Origin of the sequence: Rheinheimera sp. 1928-s, assembly GCF_029269265.1 — a bacterium.
In the GTDB taxonomy this organism is placed as follows: Bacteria; Pseudomonadota; Gammaproteobacteria; order Enterobacterales; family Alteromonadaceae; genus Pararheinheimera.
Window position 1 is genome coordinate 600,245 of the sequence record NZ_JARIXP010000002.1, and the last position, 18,075, is coordinate 618,319.

General features: G+C 46.9%; 13 protein-coding genes. 2 read left to right on the top strand and 11 right to left on the bottom strand.

Translation table 11 applies throughout. The features are described 5' to 3' along the window. Positions 1–96: 96 nt before the first annotated feature. A complete protein-coding gene (locus P3C17_RS07555; RefSeq protein WP_300928835.1) occupies positions 97–2,280 on the top strand; it encodes a M3 family metallopeptidase in 2,184 nt (727 codons plus the stop codon). Between the two features lie 55 nt (positions 2,281–2,335). Here P3C17_RS07555 and pmbA read toward each other — a convergent pair whose 3' ends face one another. Both pmbA and P3C17_RS07565 read right to left on the bottom strand, forming a co-directional pair. Further along, a complete protein-coding gene (pmbA, locus tag P3C17_RS07560; RefSeq protein WP_300928836.1) occupies positions 2,336–3,682 on the bottom strand; it encodes a metalloprotease PmbA in 1,347 nt (448 codons plus the stop codon). A 111-nt stretch (positions 3,683–3,793) separates the two neighbouring features. Further along, entirely contained in the window at positions 3,794–4,855 is a 1,062-nt protein-coding gene (locus P3C17_RS07565; protein ID WP_300928878.1) for a glycoside hydrolase family 18 protein, read from the bottom strand. A gap of 277 nt (positions 4,856–5,132) precedes the next feature. Between P3C17_RS07565 and yjgA the strand changes: the two genes are divergently transcribed. Then, the gene (yjgA, locus tag P3C17_RS07570; RefSeq protein ID WP_300928837.1) at positions 5,133–5,660 is read left to right on the top strand and encodes a ribosome biogenesis factor YjgA; all 528 of its coding nucleotides are present in this window, start codon (positions 5,133–5,135) and stop codon (positions 5,658–5,660) included. Between the two features lie 56 nt (positions 5,661–5,716). Here yjgA and pssA read toward each other — a convergent pair whose 3' ends face one another. From pssA to P3C17_RS07615, 9 genes are all read right to left on the bottom strand, one after another. Beyond that, positions 5,717–7,060 carry a CDP-diacylglycerol--serine O-phosphatidyltransferase gene (gene pssA, locus P3C17_RS07575; RefSeq protein ID WP_300928838.1) on the bottom strand — a complete coding sequence of 448 codons (1,344 nt, stop codon included), beginning with the start codon at positions 7,058–7,060 and terminating at the stop codon, positions 5,717–5,719. Positions 7,061–7,153: 93 nt separating this feature from the next. Continuing rightward, the gene (gene tldD / locus P3C17_RS07580) at positions 7,154–8,593 is read right to left on the bottom strand and encodes a metalloprotease TldD (RefSeq protein WP_233079816.1); all 1,440 of its coding nucleotides are present in this window, start codon (positions 8,591–8,593) and stop codon (positions 7,154–7,156) included. Next, on the bottom strand, positions 8,590–9,429 hold the full coding sequence (locus P3C17_RS07585) for a carbon-nitrogen hydrolase family protein (RefSeq protein WP_300928839.1): 840 nt from the start codon (positions 9,427–9,429) through the stop codon (positions 8,590–8,592). The genes tldD and P3C17_RS07585 overlap by 4 nt, the downstream gene beginning before the upstream one ends. Next, positions 9,422–13,396, bottom strand: coding sequence for a YhdP family protein (locus P3C17_RS07590; RefSeq protein WP_300928840.1), 3,975 nt, complete (start codon positions 13,394–13,396; stop codon positions 9,422–9,424). The genes P3C17_RS07585 and P3C17_RS07590 overlap by 8 nt, the downstream gene beginning before the upstream one ends. Beyond that, positions 13,396–14,865, bottom strand: a complete 1,470-nt coding sequence (gene rng / locus P3C17_RS07595; protein WP_300928841.1) for a ribonuclease G — start codon at positions 14,863–14,865, stop codon at positions 13,396–13,398. The genes P3C17_RS07590 and rng overlap by 1 nt, the downstream gene beginning before the upstream one ends. Further along, on the bottom strand, positions 14,862–15,425 hold the full coding sequence (locus tag P3C17_RS07600) for a Maf family protein (RefSeq protein WP_300928842.1): 564 nt from the start codon (positions 15,423–15,425) through the stop codon (positions 14,862–14,864). Before P3C17_RS07600 ends, rng begins: the two co-directional genes overlap by 4 nt. An 8-nt stretch (positions 15,426–15,433) precedes the next feature. Then, entirely contained in the window at positions 15,434–15,916 is a 483-nt protein-coding gene (mreD, locus tag P3C17_RS07605; RefSeq protein WP_300928843.1) for a rod shape-determining protein MreD, read from the bottom strand. Then, a complete protein-coding gene (gene mreC, locus P3C17_RS07610; RefSeq protein WP_300928844.1) occupies positions 15,916–16,803 on the bottom strand; it encodes a rod shape-determining protein MreC in 888 nt (295 codons plus the stop codon). The genes mreD and mreC overlap by 1 nt, the downstream gene beginning before the upstream one ends. A gap of 14 nt (positions 16,804–16,817) precedes the next feature. Continuing rightward, entirely contained in the window at positions 16,818–17,861 is a 1,044-nt protein-coding gene (locus P3C17_RS07615; protein ID WP_046521342.1) for a rod shape-determining protein, read from the bottom strand. Positions 17,862–18,075 lie beyond the last annotated feature (214 nt).

Genomic DNA, 18,075 nt, shown 5'->3' on the forward strand with positions numbered 1-18,075 from the left:
GCCCTGCTTTTGGCATACTCGACCAGTTAAAAGTTGATGATTTTTAGTGTAAATCCATAACAAAAAAGCAACCAAAATACCCAGAGGGAAAGATCCATGCGTAAGACCTTAATCGCCAGCGCTATTGGCGCAGCCGTCGCTTTAAGTGCCTGCTCTAAGCCAGCCGAAGAAGCTAAAACCACTGCAGCAGTTGAGCAAACACAAACTGCAGCACCAGCAGCGGAGCAAGGAGCTCTGAGCAATCCATTATTCGTAAAAAGTACTCTGCAATACGAAGCCCCAGAATTCGATAAAATTAAAGTTGAACATTACCAACCAGCCATGGAAGAAGGGATCAAACAGCATATGGCTGAGATCCTGGCTATTGCAGGTAATACCGAAGCAGCCACTTTTGACAATACCATTGTCGCTATGGAAAAAAGCGGAGAGCTGTTAGGCCGTGCTTCTACAACTTTCTATAACATGACAGGCACTATCAGCAACCCAACCATTCAGAAAATTCAGGCTGAAATGGCACCTAAATTTGCTGCGCATTCAGATAACATCAACCTGAACCCAGAATTGTTTGCCCGTATCAAAGCTTTATACGACACTCGCGCCACCTTAGGTTTAGACGGTGAAGCCACTCGTTTAGTGGAAGATTATTACGAGCGCTTTGTTCGCGCCGGTGCTAACTTAACCGAAGAACAAAAAACGAAGATCCGTGCGTTAAACGAAGAGCAGTCCACTCTGACCAACAAATATCAGCAAAACCTGATGGCAATGAAAGATCAGATCGCTGTTTATGTCGACACCAAAGAAGAATTAGCAGGTTTATCTGAAGCAGAAATTACTGCTGCAGCCGAAGGTGCAAAAGCCAAAGGCAAAGAAGGTAAATTCATTATTGAAATTACCAACACCACCCGTCAGCCTGCATTGGCTTCACTGGAAAACCGTGAAATACGTAAAAAAGTATGGGAAGCATCAGCAAACCGCGGTACTTCTGGCGAAACAGACAACCAGCCTATAGTTGCACGTCTGGCTCAGTTACGTGCTGAACGCGCTGCGTTGTTGGGTTATGACAACTGGGCTACGTACCAGTTAGAACCTACTATGGCTAAAACACCAAAAGCTGTGATGGATATGTTCGCTTCTATGGTTCCGGCTGTAGTGGAAAACACCAAAAAAGAAGCTGAAGCTATTCAGGCGATGATCAAAGAAACTGGCGGTGATTTTGAATTACAGCCATGGGACTGGGAGTTCTACGCTGAGAAAGTACGTAAAGCCAAATACGATTTAGATGAAGCTCAAGTGCGTGAGTACTTTGAATTTGAGCGTGTATTAACAGACGGTATGTTCTACACCATGAACAAGCTGTTTGGTATTACGATGAAAGAACGTCCGGATTTACCTGTATATCACCCGGATGTAAAAGCTTATGAAGTTTTTGACGCTGACGGTAGCAGCATTGCATTGTTTTATGCTGATTACTTCGCCCGTGACGGCAAACGTGGTGGCGCCTGGATGAGTTCTTTTGTCAGACAAAGTGAGCTGTTAAATCAGAAGCCTGTTGTCGTAAACGTGATGAACATTCCTAAAGGCCCAGCTGGTGAACCTACACTGGTGAGCTATGACAATGTAACTACTATGTTCCATGAATTTGGTCACGCTGTGCATGGTTTATTCTCTGACGTAACTTACCCATCGTTGTCAGGTACTTCAGTATCACGTGACTTCGTTGAATTCCCATCGACCTTCCAGGAAGATTGGGCAGCTCACCCTGATGTGATTGGCAACTACGCCAAACACTACAAAACAGGCGAAGCTATTCCTGCTGAACTGTTGGCAAAAATCATGAAGTCACGCAGCTTCAACCAGGGTTTTGACACTCTGGAGTATATGTCTGCTGCACTGTTAGATATGGAATGGCATTCTCTGCCAGCTGATGCACCACTGCAGGATGTACAGAAGTTTGAAGCTGAAGCACTGAAAAAACATGGTGTAGACCTGACGGCTGTGCCGCCACGTTACAAATCAACCTTCTTCGCTCACGTGTTCTCAGGTGGTTACTCTGCCAGTTACTACGCTTATATGTGGAGTGAAATTCTGGCGGCTGACGCTTATGCCCATGTGCAAAACCAGGGTGGTCTGAAGCTGGAAAACGGTATTAACTTCCGTAAAAACATTCTGTCTATAGGTAACAGTAAAGACCCAATGGAAGCCTATAAAGCCTTCCGTGGTCAGGAACCAACTACAGATGCACTGTTAATCCGCCGTGGTTTAAAAACCGGTATTAACTAACAATTAAAAAAGGGGAGGCTCACATTGTTAACAATGTGAGCCTCCCCTTTTTATTTTAGTGACCAGCGATTTGCATCTGACCTATCAATACTGAACCTGTCAGCACGCCACCACGAGGGTCCACATCTTTGCCTATGGCCTGAATATCCATAAACATTTGCTGCAAAGTACCGGCTATGGTGATTTCAGAAACCGGGAACTGAATTTGGCCGTTTTCAACCCAGAAACCTGCAGCACCACGTGAGTAGTCACCCGTCACTGTATTGACGCCTTGCCCCATCAGTTCTGTCACCAACAAACCAGTGCCCATATCGCGGCACAGCTGAGCTAAGTCGGCATCACCGTGTTGTACTAACCAGTTATGAATACCACCGGCATGACCCGTGCTTGGTAAACCCAACTTACGGCCCGAATAACTGGTGGTCAGGTAAGTATTTAATACGCCTTTATCCAGCACTGTTAAATCACGGGTTTTCACACCTTCGCCATCAAAAGGACTGGAGGCTAAAGCTTGTTTTAAATGCGGGCGCTCAATAATAGTCACTTTGTCGGACATCACAGGTTGGCCGACTTTATCCAGCAAGAAACTGGATTTTCGGTAAATACTGCCACCACTGATCGCAGACACCAAATGACCAAATATACTGCTGGCGATATCAGCACGGAAAATCACCGGCACTTTTTGCGTGCCGAGTTTACGGCCATTTAATCGTTGCACTGTTTCCAGTGCAGCTTCGCGGCCAATCTGAGCCGGGTCTAGTAAAGCACCTAATTCACGGGCCACTGTGTAGCTATAGTCGCGCTGCATATCGTCGCCGTCTTCACCAATGACGACACAACTTAAGCTATGGCGGCTGCTCGGGTAACCGACCAGTTGACCATGGCTGTTGCCATAGACTTTTAAGCCCTGATGTGAGGAAAACGATGCGCCTTCAGAGTTGGTGATACGGGTATCATAAGCAAAAGCTGCTTCTTCTGAAGCTTTACACCATTCAATGGCTTGTTCGGTAGACACAGAAGCTGGGTGAAATAAATCCAGATCCGGTGGTGATAATTCCAACCAGGCCGCTTCAGCTAAACCCGCATGCGGATCTTCAGAAGTGTAACGGGCTATATCAATAGCAGCTTCGACTGTGCGTTTTAAAGCCGCCGGGCTTAAATCCGCAGTAGAAGCAGAACCTTTGCGCTGGCCGACATAAATACTGATGCCTAAACCACCGTCCTGATTAAATTCAACGGTTTCCACTTCGCCATGGCGGGTTTCCACACTTAAACCACGGGTGCGGTTCATAGAGGCTTCGGCGCTGCTGGCACCTAATTGTTTTGCATGCGCCAGCACCTGGCTGACCGCATCTTTTACTTCGGCGATTTCTTGCCAGATTGTAACTTCGGTTTGACTCATCTGTGTACCTGTCAGAATGCTCTGTTTTGACTGCCAAGATTTGGCGCCAGCTTATCATAGTTCTCAACGAATTGGAGTTGCCGCAAGGCAAGCAAAAGCGCTTTGTTTAGCTCAATGGTCCGCAGTGGCGGGCTTGGGCACTGGTGCTGCCAAACTCTGATTGATGCTATCCAATAACTCATTCTTATGATCAGAGTTGTATTGCCAAAACATAATACCGCGCAGACCTTGTTGTTTTACATAGTGGCTTTTGGCACTGATGGATTCAGGGTCATCATAACTAATGAAAATCTGACGTTTGGCATGCCATAACCAAGGGGCTTTGGCGATAGGGTCCCAATGTCGCTCAAACCCTTGCTTATCAATCAGCTTAGTGACTAAATCGTGACAACTGCCGCCTAAGTCGGTTTCACCTGTATAACCCTGCTGATAAAGCCCCCGCTCTTTAGTCGTTACTTTGAACCAACTGCGGCCATAAAAGGCAACTCCTATAACCAATTTGCTGGCGGGTACTCCAGCAGCTACATGGTCTTGTACAGCCGCATCGGCCGATAAACCGCTGCGGTCCTTTGGGTTGGTGTACAAAGCAGCATGGTGGCCGGTGCTGGCACCATCAGCCGGAAAGTTAAAGTCGTATGCCATGATATTGATAAAATCCAGATAAGGGTGCCAGTTTGCTATATCACTTTTTGCTATGTAGGCAGGAAAACCTCCACTGGCAATTGTTAACAGTATCGGCCGTTGCAGTTGAGTAGATAATTGAGTAAGCGCCTTTCTGAGATCCTTGAGCAGTAAGGTGAAATTTCTGCCGTCCTCTGCGCGGTGTGGGTTACCAGCCCCCGCTAATCCGGGGTATTCCCAATCGATATCAATACCGTCCAACTGGTGCCGTGTCACAAAGTCGACAGCGCTTCCTATAAAAACTTGTCTGCTGCTTTGCGTCAGTACCATTTCAGAAAAAGCGCCAGACCAGGTCCAGCCGCCAACTGAGGTAAGAATTTTAAGCTGCGGATTACGCTTTTTCAGGCTTTGTAGATCCATATAATTGTCGCGGTCAAAAGCGAAACCTTCCACGAGTTTGCCGTGTTCGATAGTGGAAAATGCATAATTGATATGCGTCATTTTTTCTGCAGCAATGCTATCGGGGTTCAGCCTGTTGTCGGATGGAAACACATAGCCTATAACAAACTTATCATGATCCTTTACAGTGAACTGCGTAGCAAAAGCTGCTGTGCTTAACAGGCTGATGCTGCAAAGTAGTGTAAATAGTTTAAACAAATTGGCCTCGGGCTGTTCATTTTGACAAAGCAATAACCGACCTTAGTTCTTTTTGCCCAACGGAGGCAAGTCCATAGTGCATCCTGCCGTCGCAAGCATCATTAGCGAGCGCTGCTATTAGGCGGCAGATCGGGTATACTTGCCACATTAAACAAGATGGTAAGAGAATCGTATGGCCGATATGACCGACTTTACCCATGGCGACGACTGGGATGTTGAGCATGGTAAAAGTAAAACCCAAGTCAAAAAAGAGATGACTGCGCTGCAGAAACTGGGTGAAGACCTGGTGGCTTTAAGCCCTGCAGCACGTGCTAAGTTAGATTTAGATGATGAGTTAAAAGACGCTTTGGCTTTGGCTGATAAGCTGTCGAAAAAACACGAAGCGCTGCGCCGTCATATTCAGTTTATTGGTCGTTTAATGCGTACCCGTGATCTGGAACCTATTGAGCGTGCTTTAGCTGTGCTTAGAAACACCAATCAGGCGGCGACCCGTAAATTCCATTTAGTGGAAACCTGGCGCGATAAACTGATTGCCAATCCGGACGCATTAACTGAATTTGTTGAAGCTTTCCCTGATGTAGACGTTCAGCAGTTACGGGCACTTATTCGTAATGCAAAAAGAGAACAGGAAAAGGATCTGCCACCTAAGGCCTTCCGCGAACTGTTCCAGCTGATTAAACCAGCTATTTTAGAAGACTAAAAAATGGGGTCAGATCACATTATTCGCTTGGCGAATAATGTGATCTGACCCCATTTTTATATCAACCGCTTCACCACTAAATCCGCACCTATACGACGCAGCTGACTTAACAGCTTTTGCACCACTTCCGGATAATCCCGCACCGTTTCAATTTCTGAATAATGCACAATTTCACTGCTATGGGCTGTGATCACCTGTTTTTCCTGCTCCAATAAAGCCTTCAACTGTTGCAGATCGTCTTCGACATAAATGCCGTTTTCAAAATCCAAAGCAAAAGCCCGTGGGTTCAGATTGTGACCGGTAAACAGATGCTTTACGCCATCGACACTTAAGCCTTTAAGGTGATAACTGTTATCTTCGTGTTTCCATAGTTTGACATGCAGCAAACCAGCGTCGATAAACTTCTGATTCGCCCGTACAAACTTACGCAAAATAGTTTCATAGAAATACGGTAAACCACCAATTTTGCTAAAGCGCTGACCTGGCGGAATATAAAAGTCATTGGCAGTTTTATCACCCACTACCACAGTCACTGTAACACCACGTTTTAAACACTTACGCAGCGCGCGGGCTAAAGCTATGGGTGGATTAAAGTAAGGGGTATAGATCAATACATCCTGCTGCGCCACAGAAAGCAACGCCAGTACAGTACTGTTCAGTTCGTTATTACGACGGCCTAAGCCTATCAGCAGTGAGGCACGTAAGGCGGAATCGTTTTTATCTGCATACTGATAACGGGTAGCTTTGGCATGTTTTAACCATAAACGTGACTGACGTTTCACCGCCTGACTGACATAGTCTTCGTCATCCAACAGCTCTGGTGTTTGTTCTTCATCACCAAACAACTGCTGATGCGCCTGTACTATGGCGTCTGTCATCTCCTGATTTTGCAGCACTAAATAACGGTCGGCACGGTAACGGTGTTGTTCCGCCAGATAGACATTATTCAGTGAAGCGCCGCTGTAGAGCAGGGTTTGATCAAAGACAAAACCTTTTAAATGCAAGACACCAAACAGCTCACGCTTTTTAACCGGCACACCGATAATTTGTATAGGCAGGTCGTAGTCTTTAGCAATTTCACGGTAAAAGTCGTTGTTGGTTCTTGCACCTTCCTGACCAATCAGACCACGGCGGGCACGGTGGTAATCAACATAGACTGTGACCTGCAAATCAGGTTTTTGCTGTTTAGCAGCAAATAAAGCCCGCAGAATTTGTTCACCCGCTTCATCAGCCTGTAGATACAAGGCGGTGATCACAATACGATGTTGCGCACGCTGGATCAGATCCAGCACTGTACTTTTGTACTCAGCAGCCGACCACAACACAGAAACGGTTTCTGCCACCAGATCTGTTTTTGGCAATTTGGCCAGACGACGTCTGTTTAACAAAGTTTGTAACATAGCAGGCGAAATTCTCAGTCAGCGCTTAATTTTAATGGACTGGATCTTGCCGTAAAACGGCACAAAGTCCTAGTGTTTTTCGTCTGAACTAAGTTACGCAGTGCCACCAACCGTCATGGCATCCAGTTTTAATGTCGGTTGTCCCACCCCTACAGGCAGGCTTTGACCTTGTTTACCACAGACTCCAACACCAGCATCCAGCGCTAAATCATTACCCACCATAGACACCTGCTGCATAGCTTCAGGGCCATTGCCAATCAGGGTTGCACCTTTAATTGGCGTGGTAATTTTGCCATCTTCAATCAGATAAGCTTCCGAGGCTGAAAACACAAATTTGCCTGACGTGATATCGACCTGACCACCACCAAAATTCGGCGCATAAATACCTTTTTTCACGCTGCCAATAATTTCCTGCGGGTCGTATTCACCCGCCAGCATGTAGGTATTGGTCATACGAGGCATAGGCAAATGGGCAAAGGACTCACGACGGCCGTTGCCTGTTGGCGCCACATTCATCAGCATGGCGTTGTGTTTATCCTGAATATAGCCTTTTAAAATACCGTTTTCGATCAATACATTGTATTGACTGGCTGTGCCTTCGTCGTCGATATTCAATGAACCACGGCGATGAGCCAAAGTACCGTCATCAACAATAGTGCAGTGTTTTGAAGCGACCTGCTCACCAACACGACCAGCAAAAGTAGAAGAGCCTTTACGGTTAAAGTCCCCTTCCAGACCATGGCCTACCGCTTCGTGTAATAACACGCCAGGCCAGCCTGAACCTAACACCACTGGCATAGTGCCGGCTGGTGCATCAACAGCAGTTAAGTTGACTTGAGCCATACGCACAGCTTCACGGGCATAACCCTGCCAACGTGGCGAACCATTGACGTCTTCAAGGAAATACTGATAGTTGGTACGGGCACCACCACCACTGCCACCGCGTTCACGGCGACCATTGTGTTGCAGCAGTACTGAACAGTTTAACCGCACCAGAGGACGAATATCTGTAGCAAAAGTGCCGTCTGATGCAGCCACTAAGACTTCTTCGTACACACCGGACAAACTGACAGCCACTTGTTCAGCGCGGCTATCGAGGCTGCGGATATACACTTCCATCTGCTTCAGTAGCTCAACCTTGGCGGTATTGTCTAAACTTTGCAGTGGCTCGCAAGGCAAATAAATTTGTGGTTGAGTTTGTTGCTTAAAGACCTGCACTGAACCTTGTTTGCCCGCACCTGCTATACCACGAGCTGCTTCTGCTGCCTGTTTTAAGGCTGCTGCAGAAATGGAATCAGCATAAGCGAAACCGGTTTTTTCACCACTGATGGCGCGCACACCAACACCACGCTCGATATTAAAGGAGCCGTCTTTGACTAGACCATCTTCCAAACCCCAGGATTCATGCACACTGGACTGGAAATACAGGTCGGCGTAATCCAGCTTGTGCGCAAACAAAAAGCCTAAGCTTTGTTGTAAATCACTGGCGCTTAAATCACTGGCGCTTAACAGGTTGTGTTCGACGTTACTCATGCTTTGAACTCACTTTGAAATCTGTTGTGGTGCCTTAACGGCATTTTCTCTGCCAGCTGTTGGCAAAGATCTAAATCTGTTTCGACACTCAGCACCATTTCGCTGCTGCCATCGGCTTCTGCCAGAATGCGGCCCCATGGATCGATAATTAAACTATGGCCATAAGTCTGTCGACCATTGATGTGTGTGCCCACTTGAGCTGGCGCTATAACAAAGCTCTGGGTTTCTATGGCACGGGCTCTTAATAAGGTATGCCAATGTGCCTCCCCTGTCACTGTAGTAAAAGCCGAAGGCACAGCCATGACATTCATACCCTGAGCCGCTAAAGCCTGAGCTAATCCTGGAAAACGCATATCGTAACAAATCAGCATGCCCAGTTTTAGCTCATCAAGCTGTACCAAAGCTAATTTGTCACCCGGCATAGTAGTGGCAGATTCCAGATATTGCTTGCTGCTGTCATTGACTAAGGCATCAAATAAATGGATTTTCTGATAATCGCCAATCAATTCGCCAGCAGGGTTATACAACAGACTACTGGCAGCAAAACGTGTTGGATCAGAAGTTTGGGTTGGTAAAGTGCCGACCAGTAAATACAGCTGATGTTTTTTCGCTAAAGCCGCATAAGCGCTTTGCAACGGACCGGTACCTAAAGGTTCGGCCAGTTGCAGATTTAGCCCATCAGGCCCGGCAAACACAGCCACACCTTCTGGCAATACGGCAAGATGTGGCCCGGATTGCGGTAGCTGCGCCAGTAACTGATCAACTTTAGTCAGATTAGCCAAAGGATCAGGACCACTGGTCAGCTGCACAGCGGATAAACGCCAGAGCTTAGCCATTGGCTTTTTCCTTGTTGGGTAGGTTCGCAGATGGTTTGGCAGGGTTCTTTTGTAACTCTTGGTCCTGCTGCAAACGTAAACGTTTTTCCTGCTCAGCTTTTAACAGCTCTGAACGCGGCACTTCAATCTCTGTGGTATGACGCGCCACTTCCACGACTTCCGGCTGGTCAAAATTACCTGTGACGACAAAATTCACTTTGGAGACCACTTCAGCCGATTCAACCAGTTCATCTAAAGCCAAAGCCGCTAAACCAGTCGCCGGATTAAACTGCAACAAGGCCACCAGCACAGGCAAACTGGAGGTGATTTTTGGCAAAAACGCCATCTGATAATCCAGCTGACGCGTGACTAAATCAGCATAACCCTGAATTTCTATTTTTCCGGCAGCACCATCAACCAGCGTATTATTGGTATGAACCACACCTTTATCCAGCTGCAAATCGCCTTTCATTTCAGTGTAGAAAAAACCTTTAGAGAAAATATCCCTGAAATCCAGTTTCAGCTTTCGCACTAAAGAACCCAGGCTAAACACAGATAATAAGCGCGCGCCTTTGTCGCTGACTTCTGACAGAGAGCCTTCGCCTAGTTTCCAATTCAGTTTGCCGCCTAAAGTCGCGTAGTTAAACTGAGTTGGACCACCGGCCCAGCTTAAGTTATCTATTTGTACTTCGGCCGGACTGCCCGCTATAGCTGCACTTAAATGGTAGTCTTTCATTAACTGACCAAAATCAGGGCTGGTTAACTTTGCCGATAAGGTAGTGACACCTGCTTCTGTATCTTTTTGCCACAGACCTTTGATACTCAACTGATGCTTTTTGTAACGAGATTCAAAGCTATGAATAGTTAAACGCTCGCCGTCAGATTCGGTTTGCATACTCAGTTGGCCCAAATCAAAAGGTCCAAACACACAACTTTTGCACTCCAGTTTTAATGGCGGTAAATCAGCCAGCCATGGCATAGGTTCTGGTTTGACGACCTCTGCCAGAGCTTTGGCAATTTGCTGCTCTTTGGTCAGTTTGGCCATGGCCTCTTCGGCAGTTAAAGCTTCTGCTTCGGCCTGTTGTGGGTCATACGGAAATAAAGTTAAAAACTCCAGATTGGCCTCTATACCCTGAGCCATCAAATCTCTTGGCAGTTTTAACTGGCCTTTGGTTTGAGTCGCGGCTATATCCGCCACCCAAACATCAGCTTCTGGTTTTATCTGTAGTTGTACCTGGTCAAACTGAATATCCTCCGTCACAGTCAGTGTATTGACACTGGCCTTGACCGAGGTTAAAGCGGGAAGCAAGCCTGCTTCATCAGACTGCTGACTAACTTGCTGCTGAACCAGTTCAAACCAGGGCAAAAAGTCTGTTTTATCCAGATTAGCGCTGATGGTGAAACCGTCGGCAAAACCGGAATTTTCCTTAGACCCCAAACTTAGATGAGCTCTGCCAATCTGGCCCTGCGCATGCACATAACTGGCGTCAAAAAACACCAGGTCCTGATAAGTTAACGCGATCACCGAATTATCCTGGCTACCACTGGAGGACCAGAATACAGTACCAGCCTGGCCAGGCTTTTTCGCCAGCGGTTTGGGTAACATTAATTCAGTGTCGGTTAAATCCAATGCTAAATCAGCCTGGTAGGTATAACCTTCTCCCGCCAGCACTAGATCAAGTTTAAACTGCCAGTTCAGCGGGCCACTGGCAAAGTGTTCCAGTTGCGGCGCTAAATTCAGCAGCAGCTCTTGGCTATTTTGTAAGCCCTGACTCAATAAGGATACTTTGTAGTTGTCTTGCTGCTGTTCGCCACGAAAGCCAAACTGCAGCGGAATATTGCTGATAAAAAGCTGTAAATCATCGGCGGTCAGTATGTCGTTATGAAACTCCAGACGACCAGTCAGATTCTCACCGACTAAAACAGGGGCGGATAAAGACAAGCCATTGCGTTCGAAGTCGATCGCCCCTTTTACATCCACAGTGGGTTCTTCTAAACCTATGGTCAGACGCACATCGCCCTTCACCGGCCCCGTCACCCCTAAATAGGCCAAGGTTTCGCCCACTGAGTCGTGCAAAGGTGAAGCCTGCATCAGGGTGGTGACCTGCTCTGCCAGCAGCTGTTGTTTAATATCAATAATTAAGTTGTCGGCGTTATACAAATCAGGAATTCCGACTTGCACCCCTTGTTCAACAGGGGCGTCGACCAGATAACCTGATTTGCTGCTGATCAACATCGACGCATTTTCAAAAAACAGTTCAGCTGACAATTCAGTTAAGCTTGGCCAGTTTTGATCAAATAAAAACTCAGCATTGGTCACATCAGCCAGCGCCTGAAATACGCCCTCTTTTTCAGCATAAGGGTAAGCGGAAAAATCGCCAGACCACAGCACTTTGCCTGAACTGACATCACCAGAGACCAGTGCAGGTTTGAGGTAGTTGATCACCGATGCAGGCATATAGAATTTCGGGAAAAAATGTTCGGCATTTTGCACAGGCACACCATGCAGCTCTGCGACTAAATCCATATTAGGCTTATCGTCCAGATTCACCACCAGCTCAGCTTCCAGACTAAAAGCGTCTTGCCATAAGCTCAGATAAGGCACCAGAATTTGCCAGTGACCAGCCCTTTTGCGCCAGGCCAGTTCTAATTCAGCGCCTTTGTAGCTCCAGTTCTGACTAAAAGCCTGGCCCCACTCAAGTGCACCGTCTTTGGCTTTTAAGCCCAGCCAGCCAAAATGCGGCGAAGCAACAAAAGAGCCCGTAAAGCCTTTGACACCCGGCACATCAGCCACAGGAGCAGACGACAACTCATTAAACTGACCGGCTAAATACCACTGTTCGTCTTCGGTTAATAAATCCAGTCGTTCGATTTTGCCATCTAACTGATAGGCTAACAGCGACTGTAATTGTTCAGAGCCATCAGAAAATAATTCCAATAAAGGCCGGGCAATGCCCAATTGCAGGTTTTGCAGTGACGCCTGATAACCCAGCTCATTCTGGTTGAGTTGCAATTGCAAACCAGGCCAGCTTTGACTGCTGTTACTCAGCGTCATAGGGCTGGAACTTAAACTCCAGCCTTTTGCTCTGGGCAACCAGCGTAAATACCCATCTGACAAAGCCACTTTGTTCCAGACACCGTCTTTTAACCAACCCACATTGTTATCTGACAAGGCCACATCAATTTGTTGCAACTTACCGGCTTTAATATCACCCCAGGCGGCAAAGTTTAATTTGGCACTATTGAGCTTACGGGTTTGAGGCAGTAACTGTTGGAACCAGGGCAATAGATCCAGTTGCTGACTAGCCAGATACAACTGACCATTGGCTTTAGACGGCTCACCTGTTAAGTCGATAATAAAAGACAATGTATTAGCCGTCACATCAGCGACAGACACCTCACCCCAGCCCTGATGCCTTTCGCCTTCGTTTTGCCAGTTCAGCGCTTTAATATCCAGCCGGATATCTTCATCCTGAGCATTGTTAAACACCAGTTGGCTGTCGAGTACAGAAAAATGCTGGAGCTGCTTAAAAAACAGATCCTGCAAGGCATCAAATAACGGCTGATTGTCCGAAGGAGCGGCGACACCAGTACCTAACCAACGCTGCGCATCGACTCTGTAAGTTAAACCTGTCAGTTCAAAATGAGCAGCACTGAGTTTCATAGTGCGCATTGATCGCCAGAAATCCAGCCGAATGCCAGTTTCTTCTATGGTTAATTGCGGCTGAAAATTGCTGTCCAATACTTGCAGTTGCTGCAATACCAAAGCCGGACCAGTCCCCTGCCAGCCAGCTGACAAAGCGCCAATTCGCACTTCAGTGCCGTATTCAGCTTTGATCCAGTCTTCGATGTCGGTTTTATAACCAGGGGCGTACGGCAGGCCAAAACGCAGAGCTGAGACTAATGTGGCCATCAACACGACGAAGATAGCAAAAAAAATCCAAATTTTGTGTAAGCAATAAAACCAGGCCTGTTTTACAGTCCGCACTACATCATCACCACATCAAATTGTTCCTGACCGTATTGAGGTTCGATCACGACGCTGATTTGTTTTCCAATAAAGACTTCGAGTTCAGCCATGCTGTGAAATTCGTCATTAATTAAGGCATCTTTTACCGCAGGTGAAGCATACACCACAAATTTATCTGCCACATAAGCCCGGTTTACCCGCACTATTTCGCGTAAAATTTCAAAACATACGGTTTCTACTGTTTTTAAACTGCCACGGCCGGCACAAATAGGACATTCACCACACAATACATGTTCCAGACTTTCACGGGTGCGTTTACGGGTCATTTCAACTAAACCCAAAGCTGAGAAACCATGAATATTGGTTTTGGTTTTATCCCGGCCCAAGGCCACTTCTAAACTATGCAAGACGCGCTTTTGATGCTCTTCGCTTTGCATGTCGATAAAGTCGATAATAATAATGCCGCCGAGGTTTCGTAACCGCAACTGGCGGGCTATGGCCTGGGTGGCTTCAATATTGGTATTAAAAATGGTTTCTTCTAAGTTGCGATGGCCAACAAAAGCACCGGTATTGACGTCTATAGTAGTCATGGCTTCGGTTTGGTCGATCATCAGATAACCACCACTTTTCAGCATCACGCGGCGTTCCAGCGCACGCTGAATTTCGTTTTCAACATCAAATAAATCAAACACAGGACGCTCGCCCGGGTAATACTCCAGCCGGGCTGTCATCTCAGGCACAAATTCTTCGGTAAAAGCATGCAATTGCTGATAAGTCAGCTTGCTGTCAATGCGCACTCGTTCTAAATCAGAGCCGACAAAATCACGCAAAATCCGGTAGGCCAATGTCAGTTCTTCATACAACATGGTTTCTTTACGGGCATTTTTTTTACGTTTTTGTACTTTGGCCCAGAGTTTTTGTAAAAACTTTCCATCGTGCAGCAGCTCGTCTTCACCAGCGCCTTCAGCCGCTGTACGAACTATGTAACCACCGCTTTCATCCAGACAAGTGCTGACAATATCTTTTAAACGCTGACGTTCGGCTTCACTTTCAATGCGCTGCGATACGCCGACATGAGCAGAACCCGGCATAAACACCAGGTGGCGGCTTGGCAAGGTGATATCAGTGGTTAAACGTGCGCCTTTGGTGCCGAGCGGGTCTTTCACCACTTGCACCAGCAGAAACTGACCTTCATGCACCAGCAGCCGAATATCTTTCACCGGACCAGCTTTGAGTTCAGCGTCAGCAATGTTTAAGCCTGCAGTGACAATATCAGAGGCATGTAAAAAGGCGGCTTTATCTAAACCTATATCGACAAAAGCGGCCTGCATACCAGGCAAAACACGACTGATTTTGCCCATATAAATATTGCCAACCAGTCCATGTTTAGCCTGGCGTTCAATATGCACTTCCTGCAACACACCGTTTTCAATCAAAGCCACCCGGGTTTCACTTGGGGTGACGTTGATCAGTAATTCTGCGCTCATGGCCTATCCTTCAGAGTCTGTAACAGCTGTGCGGTTTCATACAAAGGCAAACCTACCACAGCAAAATAACTGCCATCTATACGCTGAACAAACTGACCTGCCAGGCCCTGAATACCATAACCACCGGCTTTATCTGCAGGTTCACCTGTAGTCCAGTACCAGAGTATTTCCTGTTCGGACAGCTGTTTAAACCAGACTTTAGTCGCGACAGTGGTGCTAAGCAGCCCCTGTGCTGTTGCAATAGCCACTGCGGTTTTTACCCAATGGCTACGGCCCGATAATAACCTCATCATGCGCTGAAAATCAGCCAGATCAACAGGTTTACCTAAAACTAATTCATCCACCTGCACTATGGTATCGGCACCTAAGGTGGGAAGTGGAGTATTTTGACTGGCAAAACCTGCCTGAGCTTTTTGCTCTGCTAAACGCAACACGTACTGATCAGCAGTTTCGCCGTCCAGTTGAGTTTCATCTATGTTGCCTTTGACCAGCACAAAATCCTGCTGTAACTGAGCTAATAATTCACGGCGACGAGGTGAAGCAGAGGCAAGGGCTATCATAGCGGTACTCAATGAATTTTAAACTGGCGGCGGATACGACGTAGTAACCAGAAGATCCATGGCCAGACCGCAGCTCCTGTCACTACGGGCCATAAATAGGCCATAGTAAAGACCACACCTGTTAAGAAATGACTGAGCCAAAAGATAAAATAGTGATAAAAAGCTAAAAACAACGCTATGACTAAGCTTTGCTGCAAAATAGAGAAGTTACGGATTTTTAAATGATGCGCCGAGCAGAAATAAATAATGACTGAATAAGCCAGCGCATTCACGCCAAGCACGGTGCCGACCAATACATCCAGTAAAAAACCTGTAACAAAAGCTGTGCCTATACTGACGCGAAATGGCAAAGCCAAAGCCCAGTAGAACAGCACCAGTAAAGGCCAGTCGGGCCGGAATAACTTAACAATGGCTGGCAGTGGCACGACAGCCAGTACCAACGCAAACATCAGGGACAAATACACCAGAATTAAACGATGCGACTTTTCCATCAGAAATCTCCTGCCACTGCAGCAGCTTCGGCATCAGGCGGCGCTATTTTCTCGTCAATTTCCGGTTTAGCTTTCGGCCAGACTAATAACACATAACGAATGCGGTCCAACTGAGCATAAGGTCTGGCATACACCTGTAAAAAAGGCTGCTGTGCATTGCGACTGATACGCACCACTTCAGCCACAGGATAGCCTTCAGGAAAAACACCATCCAGACCAGAGGTAATCAGCTTATCGCCCTGCTGAATATCAGCACTGTGTGGAATATGCATCAGCCGTACTTCGTCAGCCTGGCCTAAACCTTCAGCCACCACATGATCACCGTTGCGTTCAACCCGCATCGAGATAGCATGAGTGGTATCAGAAATCAGTAAAGCCCGGCTGCTGGTAGGCCCCACGCTGACAATCTGCCCCAATACACCCAAGTCATCAATCAACGGCTGCTGTGCCACTACACCATCGTTGCTACCTTTGTTAATCACAATTTGGTTACTGAACGGATGGCTATAGACCGCCAATACTTCAGCCACCAAACGTTTACTTTCGGCAACAGGCACAGAACCTAACAGGGAACGTAGTTTGTCGTTTTCCTGCTGTAAAAATTGCAGGCGTTGCATCTGGGTATTTTGCCGCAGCAAAGTTTCACGCAGCTTCTGGTTTTGCTCCAGTAAACGCTGGTGAGACATAAATTGTTCGGAAGCATCAGACATCATGGCCTGGGGTAAATTGGCCAGATAATACAAAGGGCTCACAGTTGCAGTTAAATAACTACGCAACTGTGTGGAGCTGTCGGTAAATCGATCCAGCGTCATCAGCCCAACGCTGCATAAGACTGCAAAAAACAGCCGTATTGGCAGAGATGGGCCACGCTCAAAGATAGGTTTCATTCAGGACTGACTTGTTAGTCGTAACTAAACACATCACCGCCATGCATGTCGATCATTTCTAAAGCTTTACCACCGCCACGAGCTACGCAGGTCAGCGGGTCATCAGCTACAACCACAGGAATACCGGTTTCTTCCATCAGCAGGCGATCTAAGTCACGCAATAAAGCGCCACCACCTGTTAATACCATACCGCGTTCAGAAATATCTGAAGCCAGTTCTGGCGGAGACTGTTCCAGTGCAACCATAACAGCAGAAACGATACCAGCCAAAGGCTCTTGTAAAGCTTCTAAAATTTCGTTGCTGGTCATGGTAAAGCTGCGAGGTACACCTTCAGCCAGGTTACGGCCACGTACTTCAATTTCCAGAATTTCGTCGCTTGGGTAAGCAGAACCTATTTCTGTTTTGATACGTTCAGCTGTGGCTTCACCAATCAGGATGCCGTAGTTACGACGGATATAGTTGATGATGGCGTCGTCAAACTTGTCGCCACCAATACGAACTGATGAGGAATACACCACACCGTTCAGAGAAATAATAGCAACTTCAGTAGTACCACCACCAATATCGACCACCATAGAACCAGTAGCTTCAGACACAGGTAAACCTGCACCTATAGCAGCGGCCATTGGCTCGTCAATTAAGTAGACTTCACGGGCGCCTGCACCCTGAGCTGATTCACGGATAGCTCGGCGTTCAACCTGAGTAGAACCACAAGGTACACAAACCAGTACACGTGGGCTTGGACGCAGGAAGCTGTTGCTATGCGCTTGTTTGATAAAATGCTGCAGCATTTTTTCAGTCACATAGAAGTCGGCAATTACACCGTCTTTCATTGGACGAATGGCTTTAATATTGCCAGGAGTACGGCCAAGCATACGCTTGGCGGCGTGGCCGACGGCCGCAACACTCTTAGGTCCGCCAGTTCTTTCCTGACGAATAGCAACTACTGAAGGCTCGTTCAGGACTATGCCCTGATCTTTTACATAGATGAGTGTATTGGCTGTCCCCAGGTCGATCGACAGATCATTTGAAAACAGACCACGCAGTTTATTTAACATGGAACAGACTAATCCTTTTAACTAAGAGGTGGTGACACAAGGTGCCCAAGAAAATGTCGCTTATTTTAAGTAACAAAACGCCAAGAAAATAGCTTTATCTTTAGTTTTTACCAAATTAAACCAAAGCCATTGAAAAGCCAAATATTTAGTTGTCAGACAAGGCAGATGAACTTAAGTTTTGTTGTGACGAGAATATAAAAATGCAAGGGCGTGG